The sequence below is a fragment of the Acidovorax sp. LjRoot118 genome (assembly GCF_964253575.1).
Lineage (GTDB): Bacteria > Pseudomonadota > Gammaproteobacteria > Burkholderiales > Burkholderiaceae_C > Acidovorax.
The window spans coordinates 933660-950543 of record NZ_CAXURB020000001.1 but is presented as its reverse complement, the minus strand read 5'-3'; the positions used below and the strand labels follow the sequence as shown (position 1 = coordinate 950543).

Below are 16884 nucleotides of genomic sequence, written 5' to 3'. Positions count from 1 at the left end.
GACCAGGCCCGACCGATAAGGACCACCTGGTCAGAACGACTCCCAGTCCTCCTCGGCCCCCTGGGCCAGGGCTGGTGAGCGTGCCGGCGCCGCCTTGGCTGGCGCAGCGGCCTTCGTCGCCGGCTTGCTGGCCGCCTGGGTGATGCGGGGAGCGGTGGACTTTGCTGCGGCTGCGGGCTTGGCCGGCGCTGCGGGCTTGTGCGCCGCACGCATCGGCGGCGCCACGCCGCCATAGGCGGCCCCGTTGACCTTGAACACCGAGACCACCTGCGCCAGGTGCTCGGCCTGCTCGCGCAGGCTCTGGGCTGCGGCGGCGCTCTCTTCCACCAAGGCGGCGTTCTGCTGCGTCATCTGATCGAGGTTGCCCACGGCCTGGTTGACCTGGTTGATGCCCAGGCTCTGCTCGGACGATGCGGAGGTGATCTCGCCGATCATGTCGGTCACGCTCTGCACCGAGCGCACGATGTCGGTCATGGTGCTGCCTGCATCGGCCACCAGGCGGCTGCCGGTTTCCACCTTTTCCACCGAGGCGCTGATCAGCGCCTTGATCTCCTTGGCCGCCTCGGCGCTGCGCTGGGCGAGGCTGCGCACCTCGCTGGCCACCACGGCAAAGCCCCGGCCCTGCTCGCCGGCACGCGCGGCCTCCACGGCCGCATTCAGCGCCAGGATGTTGGTCTGAAAGGCAATGCCATCGATGGTGCCGATGATGTCAGAGATCTTCTTGCTGCTGTGGTTGATGTCTTCCATGGTGGAGACCACCTGGGTCACGACCGAGCCACCGCGCTCGGCCACGCCCGTGGCGCTGGCGGCCAGGGTGCTGGCCTGGCGCGCGCTTGTCGCGCTCTGCGCGATGGTGCTGGTGAACTGCTCCATGGCCGCCGCCGTCTCCTGCAGGTTGCTCGACGTCTGCTCGGTGCGTGCCGACAGGTCGTGGTTGCCGGTGGCGATCTCGGCGCTCGCAATGGCGATGCTGTCCGTGCTCTGGCGCACCTGGTGCACCATGCGCCCGAGCGAATCGCTCATCGCGTACTGCGAGCGCAGCAGGTCGCCGAACTCGTCGCCGCGCGTGACGGAACCCTGCTCGCTCAAATCGCCCGCCGCGATCTTGGCCGCGAGGTCATTGGCCTGCGCCAGGGGCCGCTGGATATGGCCGATCAGGTAGTAGGCCCCGGCGATGATGGCCAGCAGCAAGGCGCTCACTGCCACGGCGGCGATCTTCACCGTGAGCATGCGCGAGGCCGCCATCTCGGCCAGCCGGGTCTGGGCGGTCTTTTGCTGCAGCTCCACAAAGTCGCGCAAGGTGGTGAGGTAGGCCGCCACCGCCGGGTTGTAGGTCTGCTTGACCAGGGTCACGGCTTCCTCCGCCTTGCCATCGGTCTTGAGCTGGCGGGCCTTGCCGCGCAAGTCGATCATGGTTTTGCGGGCGTCGGCGATCTTGGCCATCTGCGCCTTGTCCGCGTCGGACAGCGCCATGGCTTCGAGCGACTTCTGCACCTCGGTGATCTGCGCCGAGGTGGCGGTGATCACGTCCTTGAATTCGGCCTCCACCGCCGCATCGCTGCTGACGATGAGCGCCTGCGTGCGGGCCGCATTGGTCTCCGTGAGGCCGGCCCAGCGGATCGCAGCGCCGACACGGGTCTGCATTTCACTGGCAACTTCATCGGCCTCGGCCTGCACCTTGGCCGAACGGTAGGCCGAAAAACCCACCACGCCGGCCAGCATGACCACAATGAAGATGACGGCGAGCCACAGTTTCTGGGCAATGCGGATGCGTTGGAACATCATGGTCTCCTGTCGTTGTCGATTTTTTCAGGGCCTGCCCGCCACCACCGGGGCAAAACCCGCGCCTGGCGCCATTGCAGACACTTCTTTACATATGGTGCGCCCGTTCCAGGCTTTCGTCCAATCCGTAGCAACCCGTGGAGTGTTGCCATGCACCAAAAAAGAAGCCACCCGGGTGGGTAATGCCGTTCACTTAAAGCGAACTTGCCTGATTGGATAGCGCGCAGGCGGCTTTTTCACCACACGGGGGCATTGACGCCCCCGTCGCTGTTTTGACACCAGCAAATCCCCAAGACGCTGACGCAAACGCTGCAGATGCTTGGGCAAGGTGCCAGGGCTGCTGGTGGCCAGCCAGTGCCACTCGTAGCGCAAATAATGCAGCGCCACCGTAAAGCTCAGCTCGGTGGGCTCTACTCCTTCTTCTCGCGCAACCTCAGCCATCTCCAGACGCACCAGGTTGTAGGCCAGCAAGACTCCCCATACCTCCTGCCTGACGGTCTGGGGGTTGCCACTGCGCAGCGTCAACCCCGCCCCCAGCATCTCCTGCTTGAGTTCGCGGTAGCTGGTCTCGATGTGCCAGCGCTGCTCATACTGCAGCGCAATCTCTTTGGCTGGCCAGGCTTTTGCATCCAGCAGCGAGGTCAGCAAGATGCGCCGCTGGCCGTGGCGCGAGATGACCTCTATCGCCCTGGCCTCCCAGTACGCGGGCAGGCAGGAATTGGCCTTGCGCGCCTGGGGGGAGACTTTCATGCGCACCCGATAGTCTGTCGGATGCTTGTCCAGTTTCTCCCACTGGCTATTGCTCTTGGCGGGGATGAGCCAATGGCGCTGGGTGCCTGTTTGCTGGACCTGCAGCAAGATCTCTGCGCTCAGGAAGCCCCGATCAAAGACCGTGAGTGAGTGCTCGGGAATGGCCTCAATCAACTCTTTGGCATAGCGCATCTCGTTCTTGCCGTATTCGCCAAAGACCGCATCTCTGAGCAGGTGCGTTGCCAGCGATGTGAGTGTGAGCATGCGCAACTGCGGATAGCTGGCGACCACGCCCGATGCGTACTCCTGAGCGCCGAAGTGTTGACGGTTGTCCGTGGTGTCCTGCGTTCGCAAAGTGCTGCCATCGATGGCATAGCGGGCCAAGCCCCGCCAGCTTCTGCCGCGCTGGTGGCGCTCATCCCAAGCGCTGGCACACAGGCCAAAAAGTTGGGCCAAGGGCTCTTGGCCCAGTCGCTGGCGCGCCTGGGTCACGGCGCTGTTCGCAATGGCTGGATTGACCTCATCAGGCAGCACCAGATCGAGCTCGGCCACGACCTGTGCGATGGATTGGTGGCGGTACATCGCCAGCGCAATGACCAGCCAGACGACTTGCTCGGCCGGCAACTTACGCCGCCGAACGCTGGCTTTGCCAGTGAGGGCCAGGGCATGGGCGATCCATTGCGGATCAATGTGCTGGGACAGCGCGGTGAAATCGGGGAGGGTGGGAGTCTTGCCGACCATCAGAGCCAAGGTGGGTGAAGCAACTGGCTCTGAGTATGGGCTATGGGCAGACAGGAAAAATGCCGCTCACTGGCTTAAGTGAACGGCATTACACCCGGGTGGGTGGCTTCCTGGCAGTCGGGGGGTGACCGCTATTCGACGCGCGTCACCGACGCGGGCTTGAAGCCCAGGTCCGCCGCCTTGCCCTTGCGCCCGCGCGCGGCCCGGGCATTGTTGAGCGAGCGGATCTCCAGCGTTTCCTCGCGCTCCTTGCCGCCCCGGCCCATGCCTTCGATGCGGATGCTGCGCGTGTAGGCCGCAGCGCCGGCCAGCGTGTCCTTGGGCTCCAGGTCGATCAGCATCAGGCCGCGCCCGCCATTGGCCATGGTCTTGAGTTCGCTGATCTCGAAAGTCAGGATGCGCCCGCCAGCCGAGGCGCAGGCCACATGCGTGGCCGACACCAGCGGCTGGCCGCCGGTGCTGCCCGCCGCATGCGAGGGTGGGCACACGGTTTCGCCCTCGCCCAGCGTGAGGAAGGCCTTGCCGCCCTTCTGGCGCGAGACCATGTTCTCCACCGAGGCCAGGAAACCATAGCCCCCCGAGTTGGACAGCAGCAGGCTGGCGCTGGCAGGGCCGGCAAAGTAGTGCAGGAGCTGCGTGCCCGATTCGAGCTCGACCAGCGTGGTCACGGGCTGGCCGTCACCGCGAGCCCCCGGCAGCACCGACACCGGCACCGAGTACACCCGGCCATTGCTGCCAAAGGCCAGCAAGATGTCGACCGTGCGGCACTCGAAGGTGCGGTACAGCCCGTCGCCGGCCTTGAAGGCGAAGCTCCCTGCCTCGTGGCCATGGCCGGTGCGCGCGCGCACCCAGCCCTTTTGCGAAACCACCACGGTCACCGGCTCATCCACCACCTTGACCTCGGCCACGGCCTTTTTCTCGGCCTGGATCAGCGTGCGGCGGTCATCGGCAAAGGTCTTGGCATCGGCCTCGATTTCCTTGACCATCAGGCGGCGCAGCGAGCCGGGGTTGTTCAGGATGTCTTCGAGCTTGCCCTGGCTTTCGCGCAGCTCCTTGAGCTCCTGCTCGATCTTGATGGCTTCGAGCCGCGCCAGTTGGCGCAGGCGGATTTCCAGGATGTCCTCGGCCTGCCGGTCCGACAGCGAAAAACGCTCGATCAGCGCGGCCTTGGGGTCCTCCGCCTGGCGGATGATGGCGATCACCTCGTCGATGTTGAGCAGCACGATCTGCCGCCCTTCGAGGATGTGGATGCGGTCCAGCACCTTGCCCAGGCGGTGCTGCGTGCGGCGGGTGATGGTGCTCTGGCGAAAGGAGATCCACTCCTCCAGCATCAGGCGCAGCGACTTCTGTACCGGCCGGCCATCCAGGCCGATCATGGTCAGGTTGATCGGCGACGAAGTCTCCAGGCTGGTGTGGGCCAGGAGCGCAGTGATCAGCTCCTGCTGCGGGGTCTTGCCGGTCTTGGGCTCGAACACCAGGCGCACCGGCGCGTCCTTGCTCGACTCGTCGCGCACCACGTCCAGCACGGCCAGCATGCTGGCCTTGAGCTGCGTCTGCTCCAGGCTCAGCGCCTTTTTGCCGGCCTTGACCTTGGGATTGGTGATCTCCTCGATCTCTTCGAGCACTTTCTGCGAGCTCACGCCCGGCGGCAGCTCGTTGACCACCAGTTGCCACTGGCCGCGCGCCATGTCCTCGATCTTCCAGCGCGCGCGCACCTTCAGGCTGCCGCGGCCCGTGCGGTAGGCGTCGGCGATGTCGGAGGCAGCGCTGATGATCTGCCCGCCACCGGGGTAGTCGGGGCCGGGCACCAGGGCCAGCAGGTCCTCTGCCGAGAGCGAAGGCGTCTTGATCAGCGCCACGCAGGCGTCGGCGATCTCGCGCAGGTTGTGGCTCGGGATCTCGGTGGCCAGGCCCACGGCAATGCCGCTGGCACCGTTGAGCAGCGCGAACGGCAGGCGCGCGGGCAACTGGCGCGGCTCCTCGGTGCTGCCGTCGTAGTTGGGCATGAAATCGACCGTGCCCTCGTCGATCTCGTCGAGCAGCAGGCTGGTGATGCGCGACAGGCGCGCCTCGGTGTAGCGCATGGCCGCAGCGCCGTCGCCATCGCGGCTGCCGAAGTTGCCCTGGCCATCGATCAGCGGGTAGCGCTGGGCAAAATCCTGCGCCATGCGCACCAGCGCATCGTAGGCCGACTGGTCGCCATGCGGATGGAAGCGGCCCAGCACGTCGCCCACCACGCGGGCGCTCTTGACCGGCTTGGCCGCCGTGTTGCGCGTCGGGCCGCTGTACCCCAGGCCCATGCGGTCCATGGAGTACAGGATGCGCCGCTGCACGGGTTTGAGGCCATCGCACACGTCCGGCAGGGCACGGCCCTTGACGACCGAGAGCGCGTATTCGAGGTAGGCCCGCTGGGCGTAGCTGGCCAGGCCCAGGGAATCGCCGCCGTCGTCGGAGGCCGGAAAATCGAGAGTGGGTTGGTCGCTCATTCGTTCTTGCTGGATTCAGGTTCAGTCATTGCGGGCGTCTGTGCCACGCGGGCGGGCGGCAGGTTGCCCCGGTTCAGGGCGCCGCCCGAGAGTTCCATGCGCACGCGCCCGGGCACGGCACGCTGGGCCAGCACGGGTGCCGGCGGCTTGAGCTGGGTGTACAGGCCCATCACGGTGCGCACGTAGTTCTGCGTTTCCTTGTAGGCCGGGATCTGGTTGCCCGCGCGCTGCACCGCCCCTTCGCCCGCGTTGTAAGCGGCCAGCGCCAGGTCCAGGCGGTTGGGAAACAGGTCCAGCAGGTGGCGCAGGTAGCGGGTGCCGGTGGGCACGTTCACCGCCGGGTCGGCGAGTTTCTTCTCGACCGAGCGCTTGGCATCGGCGCTCACGCCAAAGCGGGTCGCCGTGGCCGGCATCACCTGCATGAGGCCCACCGCCCCCTTGGGCGACACGGCATCGGCATCGAAGCCCGATTCGGTCGCGATCAGCGCCTGCAGCAACTCGTAGTCCACGGCGTGCTTGGCCGCAGCGGCACGCAGGTGGTGCTTCACACGCTTGTAGTCCGGCGCAATGTCGAAAAAGGCCAGCAGCCGCGCCCCCGCAGGCGGCAGGGCATAGGGCATGGCCGGCGCATCGCCGGGCGCGTCGCGCGTGGAGTCGAATTCGTTGCCCTTGAAGAACAGCTGGTAGTTGGCATCCACCTGCTCAGGCGCGAAATGCGTCACGCCGCGCGCATCGACGAAGGCCCAGAGGTCGGCATGGGCGGGGCCTGAAAAAAGGCCAAGGCCCGTCACCAGGCACAAGGCTGCGCCCGTTCCAGCACGGCGCCAAGCCACGCCACAGCCTTGCAGAAGTGAAAAATACCAAGCCATCATGGACCCATTGCTCTTTCGGGCGCACTCGTTTTCTCCAGGGAATCCAGGCCCGCTTGAAGAATTTCTTCCTGCTTTGCAGCAGGCATTTTCCTGATGCGTTCCAGATGGATCGAATCGAGAACCTTCAAATCGTGCTGGATCGCTTCCAGACTGCGCTCCAGGCGGGCGAAACCATTGCGATCCCAAAATTCCCCCGTGGCGTAGCGTTTGCAAAGAGCGTACACGGCCTCTTCCAGAAAATTCGGACTCACATCGAGCAGACGCAGCGGCACCTGGATGAGCCGGCCATGTGCCGCAACCACAGGACGCCCCCATTGCCAAGGCCACTCGCCCTCCCTGCCCTTCAGAGAAACTGCCGCCGAAGGATCAACCACCAATTGCAGTTGCAGAAAGTTGCTGTGCCTCACTGCCGCATCATGAAACTTCGACCAAGGAACAAAACACTCACCGACCACATGGAATCCACGCTGATCTACACGCAGCAGATAACCGCACCGGACAGCGCGTGTGGCCTGCAATACATGCGTCCAGAGCGGGATTGCGAGCAGCAGTACAGTGGTCACCAGCGCAATGCCGAACACAGGGTCTCTGCGCGCATGCGCTGTTCCGAACAGCACCACCAGTACGCCCATACCTGCGAGGAAAGCCACCGTCAGCAGCCATCGAGGCCACCGCATTCCAACCAGCAATGGCGCTTGCGAGAATTCCTTGCCAGCCACTTCACTCTCGCCCACGCCCTGCGTTGAAAGCGGTACTACGTGCTCAGGACTCATGACGAAACCCGCTCGTTTTGGGATAGGCGCCGTGCGTCCAAGCCGTTAAAGCTCTCCTGCAAAACTCGTCCCTCCTCCGCAACCGGCGGTTTCGCAGCATCCCGCGCGAGAATTTCACAGGTCATCTGGTCAAAGCGGTGCATCCTGTCTTCCAGTTGCGCCATTTCAGCCGTTTGAGCAGGTGACAGGAACTGCTTCCAGAAATCCATGTAGCCCGCGCCGTATTGCCGGCCAAACCGGCGCACAGCGCCATCCAGGAATTGCGGATCCACTGCCAGCATGAAAAGCGGCACGGACACGACAGAGCCACCGGCAGAGAGCCTGCTACGCCCCCACTGCCATGGCCAGGCACCACCTTTGACCACAATGGCGGGCACAGGCTCCACCGCCAGGCACAGGATATAGCGCTTGTTACCCTTGGCTTCGTGCACCCTCAAATCCGAGCCACGCAATTGCGGCCCGGGGATGAAACAGTCCCCTGCGATTTCAAGGCCTCGCTCGTCCATGCGCAGCAGATGACCACGCCGTACTGCATGCCAGGCAACCGAAAAATAAGACCACAACATGCCCGCCAGCAGGAATACGCCCGCTGCGGCCATGGCAGCCCACAACAAGGAGCCGTGGCGCCAGAGTTCAAGGCAGACGACGACCAGAACTGCCTCTACCACTGCAACCATGGCCACCCAAAGGGACCACCGAAACCAGCGCACGCCAATCTCAAGATGCGCTTGTGCAAGATGCTCCCCTTGCTCGCGCGCCCGATCCTGCTCGCGCTTGTCCGCGGCAGCGAGCGACTGGGTGCAGAAAACACTCAACAGCAGACCCGCCACCATGCAGCCAAAGGCCAGCAGCATGTGCGCAGGCTTTTCCGCGATGGGCTTCACCAGCGAAACCAAGCCCACTGCGCTGACAGTAACACCGAGCACACGCCCAAGATGCATCAAGGACATTAGATGCCCCCGCGTGAAAGCCGAAAGAAAAGTCCAGGCATTTTGGGCTTCACTTTGTCTTGAGAAAACCGAGCTCTTTCAAGCCATCCATGGCGGCCTGGATCTTCTGCCTGCGCTCTGCCGCAGGCAGCTTCGCGATGTCTTCGTAGCGTACCGAATTGGCGACGACGAACACCTGCTCCTGCCGCTTATTCTCCCCATCTGCGCGTTCCAGATCCGCGATCTGATCGGGGCGCGCATGGGCACTTCTCCACTGGTCGAGAAAGCGCTCGCCATACCGCTTGCACAGCACTCGCACAGCACCTTCGATGACATACGGGCTGGCTGCGTACAAATACAGCGGCAGGTCCAAAATGCGTCCTTCTGCGATGAGACGAGGCCGATTCCACCGCCATGGCCAGTATCCTGCCCCGACACCGGCGGCCTGTGCGGATGGTGCATCGACCGCCAGTTGCAGATGGTAAGGGCGGTTGATGGATTCTCCGGCATGGCGAAATCCTGCAGATCCATACTGCATGTCCAGTCCCCGTACCACCGGCCAAGCGACAGTGCTTTCACCAGCCACCGAAAAACCTGCGGCACCGACGCAAAGCAGATGGCCGGAGCGCATCACCTGCAACGCCAGCACAAGCAATGCCACCAAGGCAACCAGGAACACAACAGCGACCCCGGCCCCCAACGCTCCAATCAACAGGGAGTCCGCTTTCCACGCCTCCCACGCAAAGAGCGAGAACAGCAATGCAAAGCCTCCGAAGACAGCGACCTGAAGAAGCCATCGAAACCAGCGTAACCCCACCAGCAACTGCGCTCCGTTGAAGTCCTGTCCCTGCTTCTGCTCGCGCCGCAGCTTGAGGTCGAGGGCTGCATCCAGGGCGCGGTCACACACCACGGCGACCGTCAGGCCCAGCAGCATCAAGGCGCCAGCCACCAGCATCCGGGCGGGACGGCCATCGGCGAAAGAAGTCACCACAGGAAGCAAAGCCCCCATCAGCGCCACCATGCCGAGCACACGCCCCAGATGCAGCCAGGCCATCAGATGTCGATTTCTACTGCATCACCATGCAGTTCCATCAGCTCGCGACGCGAGGCCGCTTCGCCCTTGCCCATGAGCTTGGTGATCAGGCCCTCGGTCGCGGCAAAGTCCGTGCTGCCCAGCTGCACGGGCAGCAGGCGCCGGGTGTCGGGGTTGAGGGTGGTCTCCCACAGCTGCGAGGCGTTCATCTCACCGAGGCCCTTGAAGCGGCTGATCTGGCACTTCTCGCGGGCCACGCCGTCCTTGGCGCACTTGTCGAGAATGGCGGTGAGCTCGCCGTCGTCCAGCGCATACATCTTGGCTGCGGGCTTCTTGCCACGGGCCGGTACGTCCACCCGGAACAGCGGGGGGCGTGCCACGTAGATGTGGCCGGTCTCGATGAGCTTGGGGAAATGGCGAAAGAACAGCGTGAGCAGCAGCACCTGGATGTGCGAGCCGTCCACGTCGGCATCCGCCAGGATGCAGATCTTGCCGTAGCGCAGGCCCGTAAGGTCGGGCGTGTCGTTGGGGCCGTGCGGGTCCACGCCGATGGCCACCGAGATGTCGTGGATTTCGTTGTTGGCAAACAGGCGGTCGCGCTCCACCTCCCAGGTGTTGAGCACCTTGCCGCGCAGCGGCAGCACGGCCTGGCTTTCCTTGTCGCGGCCCATCTTGGCGCTGCCGCCGGCCGAGTCGCCCTCGACCAGGAAGACCTCGTTGTGGGCCAGGTCGCGGCTTTCGCAGTCGGTGAGCTTGCCGGGCAGCACGGCCACGCCCGAGCCCTTGCGCTTTTCGACCTTCTGGCCAGCCTTCTGGCGCGTTTGCGCGGCCTTGATGGCCAGCTCGGCCAGCTTCTTGCCGTAGTCCACATGCTGGTTGAGCCACAGCTCGAGCGCCGGGCGCACGAAACCCGAGACCAGGCGCACGGCATCGCGCGAGTTCAGGCGCTCCTTGATCTGGCCCTGGAACTGCGGGTCCAGCACCTTGGCACTGAGCACGTAGCTGGCGCGGGCAAACACGTCTTCGGGCAGCAGTTTCACACCCTTGGGCAGCAGGCTGTGCAGCTCGATGAAGCTCTTGACGGCATTGAACAGGCCATCGCGCAGACCGCTTTCGTGCGTGCCGCCGGCGCTGGTGGGGATCAGGTTGACGTAGCTTTCGCGCACCGGCTGGCCATCTTCGGTGAAGGCCACGCACCAGGATGCGCCCTCGCCTTCGGCAAAGCTCTCGTTGTTGCGGTCGGCAAAGCCTTCGCCCTCGAACAGCGGGATCACCGGTTCGCCGTTGAGCGTCTGCATCAGGTAGTCGCGCAGGCCGCCCTTGTACTGCCAGGTCTGGGTATCGCGCGTCTTCTCGTTGACCAGGGTCACGGACACGCCGGGCATCAGCACCGCCTTGCTGCGCAAGAGGTGCGTGAGCTCGCCCATGGGCAGCGCGCTCGATTCGAAATACTTGGCATCGGGCCAGGCGCGCACGGTGGTGCCCTGCTTGCGCTCTCCGGCTTCCAGCGCGCGGGTCACCAGGGGCTCGACCACGTCGCCGGCCGAAAACACCAGCCGCGCGACCTTGCCTTCGCGGTGGCTGCTCACTTCCAGGCGGGTGGCCAGCGCGTTGGTCACGCTCACGCCCACACCGTGCAGGCCGCCCGAGAAGCTGTAGGCGCCGCCCTTGCCCTTGTCGAACTTGCCGCCCGCATGCAGGCGGGTGAACACCAGTTCGATCACCGGGGCGTTCTCTTCGGGGTGCATGCCGAAGGGGATGCCGCGCCCATCGTCCTCAATGCTGACCGAACCGTCGGTGTGCAGCGTGACCTTGATCTTCTTGCCATGCCCGGCCAGCGCTTCGTCGGCGGCGTTGTCCAGCACCTCCTGGATGATGTGCAGGGGGTTGTCGGTGCGGGTGTACATGCCCGGGCGCTGCTTGACGGGCTCCAGGCCCTTGAGCACACGGATCGACCCTTCGGAATATTCGCTGGCGGAGACGGAAGACGGTTTGGCAGACATGCGGCGGATTGTAGTGCGGCGCAGCAAAGACTGGATAAAAATACAGCCTCACCACCCCCAACTGTACTGTTCGGCAGTGTGCGGGCAGATTGTGGCCAATCTGGCTACATTCTGCGCATGTCTATGCATCCTCCGAAACTGTCCATGTTCCAGGTGCTCGCGTGCGGCGCGGCCATCGTGACCCTGTCCATGGGCATCCGCCACGGCTTTGGCCTGTGGCTGCTGCCCATCACCCAGGACATGGGCTGGACGCGCCAGTCCTTTGCCCTGGCCATCGCCATCCAGAACCTCTCGTGGGGCCTGATCGGCATCTTCGCCGGCATGGCAGCCGACCGCTTCGGCGCCTTCCGCGTGCTGCTGGCCGGCGCTGCCCTGTATGCGGCCGGCCTGGCGGGCATGGCCCTGTCGCCCACGCCCACGCTGTTCGCGCTGACGGCCGGGGTACTGATCGGTGCAGCCCAGGCAGGCACCACCTATGCCGTGATCTATGGCGTGCTGGGCCGCCAGATCGCGCCCGAAAAACGCTCCTGGGCGATGGGGGTGGCGGCAGCGGCCGGCTCCTTCGGCCAGTTCCTCATGGTGCCCATGGAGGGCTGGCTCATCGCCAGCTTTGGCTGGCAGCAGGCGCTGCTGGCGCTGTCGCTGGCGGTGCTGCTCATCATGCCCCTGGCCTTCGGCCTGCGCGAACCGGGTTTCAAGGGCGCGGCCCCGCCCAAGCGCGACCAGACCATCACCCAGGCGCTGTTAGAGGCCTTCCGCTACCCGAGCTTTTCACTCCTGATGGCAGGCTATTTCGTCTGCGGCTTCCAGGTGGTGTTCATCGGCGTGCACATGCCCAGCTACCTCAAGGACCATGGCCTCTCGCCCCAGGTGGCCAGCTATGCGCTGGCGCTGATCGGCCTGTTCAACGTGTTCGGCACCTACATCGCCGGCACCCTGGGCCAGCGCCTGCAAAAACGTTACATCCTGGCCTTCATCTACTTTGCGCGGGCGATTGCCATCGCGGTGTTCCTGGCGGTGCCGCTGTCGCCGGCCTCGGTGTACATCTTCTCGGCCGTCATGGGGACGCTGTGGCTGTCCACCATTCCGCCCACTAATGCCACCATTGCCCAGATCTTCGGCGTGCAGCACCTGTCCATGCTCGGCGGCTTCGTGTTCTTCAGCCACCAGATCGGCAGCTTCCTGGGCGTCTGGCTGGGCGGCTACCTGTACGACGCCACGGGCAGCTACGACATCGTCTGGTACATCGCCATCGCCCTGGGGGTGTTCGCCGCCCTGGTGAACCTGCCGGTCAAGGAAAGCCCTATCCAGCGCGCAGCCCCCGTGCCGGCATGATGGCGGACTGAACCTTTGCACCCCATCACCATGCCAGCCGCCCCCGAGCACGCCCCCCACCGCACCCCGGCCCTGCCGCTGGCGTGGCGGGTGCTGGCCTGGGCCGTGGCCATCCTGGCGTGCCTGGCCGTGTTTGCCATGTACACCGTGCCCGAGTTCATGGTGATGCTGGCCGACCAGGTGTGGAACTGCTTCTGATTGCCCATGCATGGATCTGACAAGCCCTCGGACTGGGTGCGCCGCTGGTCGACCCTGATAGCACCCCGCAGCACCGTGCTGGACGTGGCCTGCGGCGCGGGGCGCCACCTGCGCTGGCTGCACGGCCTGGGCCATGCGGTGGTGGGCGTGGACCGATCGCCCGAAGCCGTTGCCGCAGGAGCCCTGCTCGGAGAGATGGTCTGCGCCGACATCGAAAACGGCCCCTGGCCCTTTGCCGGGCGCCAGTTCGGTGCCGTGGTGGTCACCAATTACCTGTGGCGCCCGCTGTTTCCCACGCTGGTGGCCAGTTTGGCGCCGGGCGGCGTACTGGTCTACGAGACCTTTGCACACGGTAACGAAACGGTGGGCCGCCCGGCGCGGCCCGAATTTCTGCTGCAGCCGGGCGAATTGCTGGCCGCCTGCAGCGGATTGCGCACCGTGGCCTACGAGGACGGCTTCCTCGAAGAACCCGCGCGTTTCGTGCAGCGCATCACGGCCATCAGGGAACTTGCGGACGCCGGGGCACCCTCAAGACATCTGCTGGCCAGTGCGGCTAGTTAGAATGCTCTTTTATCCCGTTCACCACTGCGGACATGACATCTTCCTTAGTGCCACTCACTGGCAGCATCGTCGCCCTCGTCACCCCCTTGCATGAGGACGGTAGCGTCGACTACCCCGCGCTGCGCAAACTGATCGACTGGCACATCGCCGAAGGCACCGATTGCATCGGCGTCGTGGGCACCACGGGCGAATCGCCCACGGTGAACGTTGAAGAGCACTGCGAGATCATCCGCGTGTCGGTGGAGCAGGCCGCCAAGCGCGTGCCCATCATGGCCGGCTGCGGCGCCAACTCCACGGCCGAGGCCATCGAGCTGGCCCGCTTTGCCAAGAAGGTGGGCGCCGACACGCAGCTGCAGGTCGTTCCCTACTACAACAAGCCCACGCAAGAGGGCCAGTACCAGCATTTCAAGGCCATCGCCGAAGCCGTGGGCGACCTGCCCACCATTCTGTACAACGTGCCTGGCCGCTCCGTGGCCGACATGCAGCACGACACCGTGCTGCGCCTGGCCCAGGTGCCCGGCATCATCGGCATCAAGGAGGCCACGGGCAACATCGAGCGCGCGCAGTGGCTGATCCGCGAAGCCCCCAAGGGTTTCGGCATCTACTCGGGCGATGACCCGACCGCCGTGGCGCTGATGCTGTGCGGCGGCCATGGCAATGTGAGCGTGACGGCCAACGTGGCCCCGCGCCTGATGCACGAGCTGTGCGTGGCGGCGATTGCCGGCAACGTGCAGCGCGCCATGGAAATCCAGTTCCAGCTGATGCCCGTGCACAAGCAGCTCTTCGTCGAAGCCAACCCCATTCCCGTGAAGTGGGCCGTGGCCCGCATGGGCCTGTGCGGTGGCACACTGCGCCTGCCCATGACACCGCTGAGCCAGGGCAATGAAGCCGTGGTCGAGGCGGCACTGCGCTCCGCCAGCCTGATTTAACCCTGGCTGCGCCTGTACCAAGAACACTCCGAGGATATTCGCGTGAACGCTGTTACTACCCGAGTGGGCCTGCTGGCCCTCGCCCTGGCCCTGTCTGCCTGCTCCGCCCTCGAAGGCGACAAGATCGACTACAAGAGCGCCGCCAAGGGCTCCACGCTGGAGGTGCCCCCGGACCTGACCCAGCTCTCGCGCGACTCCCGCTACAACGTGCCGGGCGGCGCCGTCTCGGCTGCTGCCATGCAGGCCAGCCAGGCCGCCCAACCCTCGGGCACGGCCAATGCGGCCGCCACGCAGCTGGGCGACGTGCGCATCCAGCGCGACGGCAACAAGCGCTGGCTGGTGATCGACCGCCCCGCCGACAAGCTGTGGGAGCCCGTGCGCGACTTCTGGCTGGAGAACGGCTTCACGCTGGACCTGGACCAGGCCAACCTGGGCATCATGGAAACCGACTGGGCCGAAAACCGCGCCAAGCTGCCCCAGGACCTGATCCGCTCCACGCTAGGCAAGGTCATCGATTCGCTGTACTCCACGGGTGAGCGCGACCGCTTCCGCACCCGCCTGGAGCGCAATGCCTCTGGCGGCACCGAGGTCTACATCACGCACCGCGGCATGATCGAGGTCTACAGCAACACCACCAAGGACCAGACCGTCTGGCAGCCCCGCGCGGCCGACCCCGAGCTGGAAACCGAGTTCCTGCGCCGCCTGATGGTCAGGCTGGGTGTGAGCCAGGAGCAATCCAAGGCCGTCGTGGCCGCCGCAGCCGCGCCCGTGGCGCAATCGGCCACCGTGGCCACGGTGAACAACGTGCCCGTGGTGCAGATGAAGGAAGGCTTCGACCGCGCCTGGCGCCGTGTCGGCGTGGCGCTGGACCGCACCGGTTTCACCGTGGAAGACCGCAACCGCAACGATGGCGTGTACTTCGTGCGCTATGTGGCGCCCAATGCGGACAAGAAGGAGTCCGGCTTCTTCGGCAAGCTGTTCACCCGCTCGCCGGACGCCGTGCCGCCGCTCAAGTACCGCATCGTCGTGCGCAGCCAGGGTGAAGCGACCACGGTGTCCGTGCTCAACGAAGGCGGCACGCCCGAAGCCTCGGCCAACGCCGAGCGCATCGTGCGCGTGATCGCAGACGAGCTGAAGTAAGCCACACCGACACCCCTGACTGCATGCGCCTGGACGCCACCCTGCGGGGTGGGGCCCAGGCGCAATTCATTTCCACATGCTGCGTTTGAAGAACCTGGCCAGCGGCAGTGCCGGCAATGCGACCATCGTGGAGGCCAGCGATGGCCTGCACACGCGCCGCCTGCTGGTCGATTGCGGGCTGGGCATACGCCAGCTGCAGACCCGCCTGGCTGCGGCTGGCCTGCAGCTGGGGCAGATCGACGGCGTGTTCATCACCCACGAGCATTCGGACCATATCGGCTGCGCGCACCTGCTGGCCCTGCGCCACCGCATCCCGGTGTGGATGAGCCAGGGCACGCACATGGCCATCGGCGCGCCGGATTTCGACGGGCTGCTGCAGCTGGCCTGCGACATGCAGGCCATCGAACTGGGCCCGCTGTCCATCCAACCCTTCACCGTGCCGCACGATGCACGCGAGCCCCTGCAGCTGCGCTGCAGCGATGGCGCCATGCACTTGGCCCTGCTGACCGACCTGGGCCACGCCACACCCCATGTGCTGCAGCAGGTGCAGGGCTGCCACGCCCTGTTCATCGAAGCCAACCACGACCCCGACCTGCTGGCGGCCTCGGCCTACCCGGCCTTCCTCAAGCGCCGCGTGGGCGGCGCCTATGGCCACCTGGCCAACCACGCCAGCGCCGCCATCGTGCAGGCCGTGCGGCACGATGGCCTGCAGTGGGTGGTGGCCGCCCACCTGAGCGCGCGCAACAACACGCCCGACCTGGCCCGGCTGGCGCTTGCGGGCGCGCTGCAATGGGCACCGGAGCTCATCGTGGTGGCCGACCAGGCCCAGGGGACGGGCTGGCTGACCGTGGGAGAGCAGCCCGTGCCCTGCGGCCACCTGTCGCCGCCACCCCCGGCCACCTCGCTGTTCTGAGCAACGCAGGCGAAAAAAAACCCTGCTCTCTTACGAGGGCAGGGCTTCCGAACCAAGGGCCGGCGCCGTGGCGCGGCCAGGGTTCAGGCGTGCTTAGTTCGAAGCAGCGCTGGCAGCAGCGGTAGCGGCCGTGGCAGCTGCGTTGGCAGCGGCAGCGGCGTCCGAAGCGGCAGAAGCTGCTTCGGAAGCGGCAGCTGCAGGTGCTGGATCAGCAGCAGGAGCTGGAACCACCACGGGTGCGGGTGCTGGTGCTGGAGCGGGTTCTTCCTTCTTGCCACAAGCGGCGAGGGCAGCAGCAGCGATCAGGGCGGCCAGAACGAGAGAGTTCTTCATTGCGATTTTTCCTAGTTGGGACAGACAGAATCTTGAAAAGCCACAGCGCCCGGCTCCAAAAAAGCCTTTGCGCATTGGCACAGTGCACTTGAGTAGCACCATTTCG

At 65.4% G+C, this 16884-nt stretch carries 15 protein-coding genes; 6 read left to right on the top strand and 9 right to left on the bottom strand.

The window, feature by feature from the left end; genetic code table 11:
* Positions 1 to 30: 30 nt before the first annotated feature.
* The 8 genes from ACSQ9E_RS04525 to ACSQ9E_RS04490 form a co-directional block, all read right to left on the bottom strand.
* Positions 31 to 1782: a methyl-accepting chemotaxis protein gene (locus tag ACSQ9E_RS04525; protein ID WP_057268200.1), complete on the bottom strand. Its 1752-nt coding sequence runs from the start codon at positions 1780 to 1782 to the stop codon at positions 31 to 33.
* A gap of 189 nt (positions 1783 to 1971) precedes the next feature.
* Positions 1972 to 3273, bottom strand: coding sequence for an IS4 family transposase (locus tag ACSQ9E_RS04520; protein ID WP_436220183.1), 1302 nt, complete (start codon positions 3271 to 3273; stop codon positions 1972 to 1974).
* 131 nt (positions 3274 to 3404) lie between these two features.
* A complete protein-coding gene (gene parC, locus ACSQ9E_RS04515; protein ID WP_436179315.1) occupies positions 3405 to 5759 on the bottom strand; it encodes a DNA topoisomerase IV subunit A in 2355 nt (784 codons plus the stop codon).
* Entirely contained in the window at positions 5756 to 6550 is a 795-nt protein-coding gene (locus ACSQ9E_RS04510; RefSeq protein WP_436217006.1) for a lytic transglycosylase domain-containing protein, read from the bottom strand. Before ACSQ9E_RS04510 ends, parC begins: the two co-directional genes overlap by 4 nt.
* 77 nt (positions 6551 to 6627) lie before the next feature.
* Entirely contained in the window at positions 6628 to 7404 is a 777-nt protein-coding gene (locus ACSQ9E_RS04505; RefSeq protein WP_157412469.1) for a hypothetical protein, read from the bottom strand.
* The gene (locus tag ACSQ9E_RS04500) at positions 7401 to 8354 is read right to left on the bottom strand and encodes a hypothetical protein (protein ID WP_057202282.1); all 954 of its coding nucleotides are present in this window, start codon (positions 8352 to 8354) and stop codon (positions 7401 to 7403) included. The genes ACSQ9E_RS04505 and ACSQ9E_RS04500 overlap by 4 nt, the downstream gene beginning before the upstream one ends.
* A 49-nt stretch (positions 8355 to 8403) precedes the next feature.
* The gene (locus ACSQ9E_RS04495; protein WP_436217005.1) at positions 8404 to 9387 is read right to left on the bottom strand and encodes a hypothetical protein; all 984 of its coding nucleotides are present in this window, start codon (positions 9385 to 9387) and stop codon (positions 8404 to 8406) included.
* Positions 9387 to 11369 carry a DNA topoisomerase IV subunit B gene (locus ACSQ9E_RS04490; RefSeq protein ID WP_436217004.1) on the bottom strand — a complete coding sequence of 661 codons (1983 nt, stop codon included), beginning with the start codon at positions 11367 to 11369 and terminating at the stop codon, positions 9387 to 9389. The genes ACSQ9E_RS04495 and ACSQ9E_RS04490 overlap by 1 nt, the downstream gene beginning before the upstream one ends.
* A 117-nt stretch (positions 11370 to 11486) precedes the next feature.
* On the opposite strand from ACSQ9E_RS04490, the gene ACSQ9E_RS04485 reads away from it, so the two are divergent.
* The 6 genes from ACSQ9E_RS04485 to ACSQ9E_RS04460 all read left to right on the top strand — a co-directional run bounded on the left by ACSQ9E_RS04485 (position 11487) and on the right by ACSQ9E_RS04460 (position 16445).
* Positions 11487 to 12704: an MFS transporter gene (locus ACSQ9E_RS04485; protein ID WP_436217003.1), complete on the top strand. Its 1218-nt coding sequence runs from the start codon at positions 11487 to 11489 to the stop codon at positions 12702 to 12704.
* A gap of 30 nt (positions 12705 to 12734) precedes the next feature.
* Positions 12735 to 12902, top strand: a complete 168-nt coding sequence (locus ACSQ9E_RS04480) for a hypothetical protein (RefSeq protein ID WP_157412468.1) — start codon at positions 12735 to 12737, stop codon at positions 12900 to 12902.
* Between the two features lie 6 nt (positions 12903 to 12908).
* Positions 12909 to 13463, top strand: a complete 555-nt coding sequence (locus ACSQ9E_RS04475) for a class I SAM-dependent methyltransferase (RefSeq protein WP_057202273.1) — start codon at positions 12909 to 12911, stop codon at positions 13461 to 13463.
* Between the two features lie 32 nt (positions 13464 to 13495).
* On the top strand, positions 13496 to 14392 hold the full coding sequence (dapA, locus tag ACSQ9E_RS04470; protein ID WP_057202271.1) for a 4-hydroxy-tetrahydrodipicolinate synthase: 897 nt from the start codon (positions 13496 to 13498) through the stop codon (positions 14390 to 14392).
* A gap of 42 nt (positions 14393 to 14434) precedes the next feature.
* Positions 14435 to 15532 (top strand): outer membrane protein assembly factor BamC, encoded by a 1098-nt coding sequence (gene bamC, locus ACSQ9E_RS04465; RefSeq protein WP_057202269.1) that lies wholly within the window; start codon positions 14435 to 14437, stop codon positions 15530 to 15532.
* Between the two features lie 76 nt (positions 15533 to 15608).
* On the top strand, positions 15609 to 16445 hold the full coding sequence (locus ACSQ9E_RS04460) for an MBL fold metallo-hydrolase (RefSeq protein WP_057268163.1): 837 nt from the start codon (positions 15609 to 15611) through the stop codon (positions 16443 to 16445).
* A gap of 93 nt (positions 16446 to 16538) precedes the next feature.
* On the opposite strand, the gene ACSQ9E_RS04455 is transcribed toward ACSQ9E_RS04460, so the two are convergent.
* Positions 16539 to 16778 (bottom strand): hypothetical protein, encoded by a 240-nt coding sequence (locus ACSQ9E_RS04455; protein ID WP_082604143.1) that lies wholly within the window; start codon positions 16776 to 16778, stop codon positions 16539 to 16541.
* Positions 16779 to 16884: the final 106 nt, after the last annotated feature.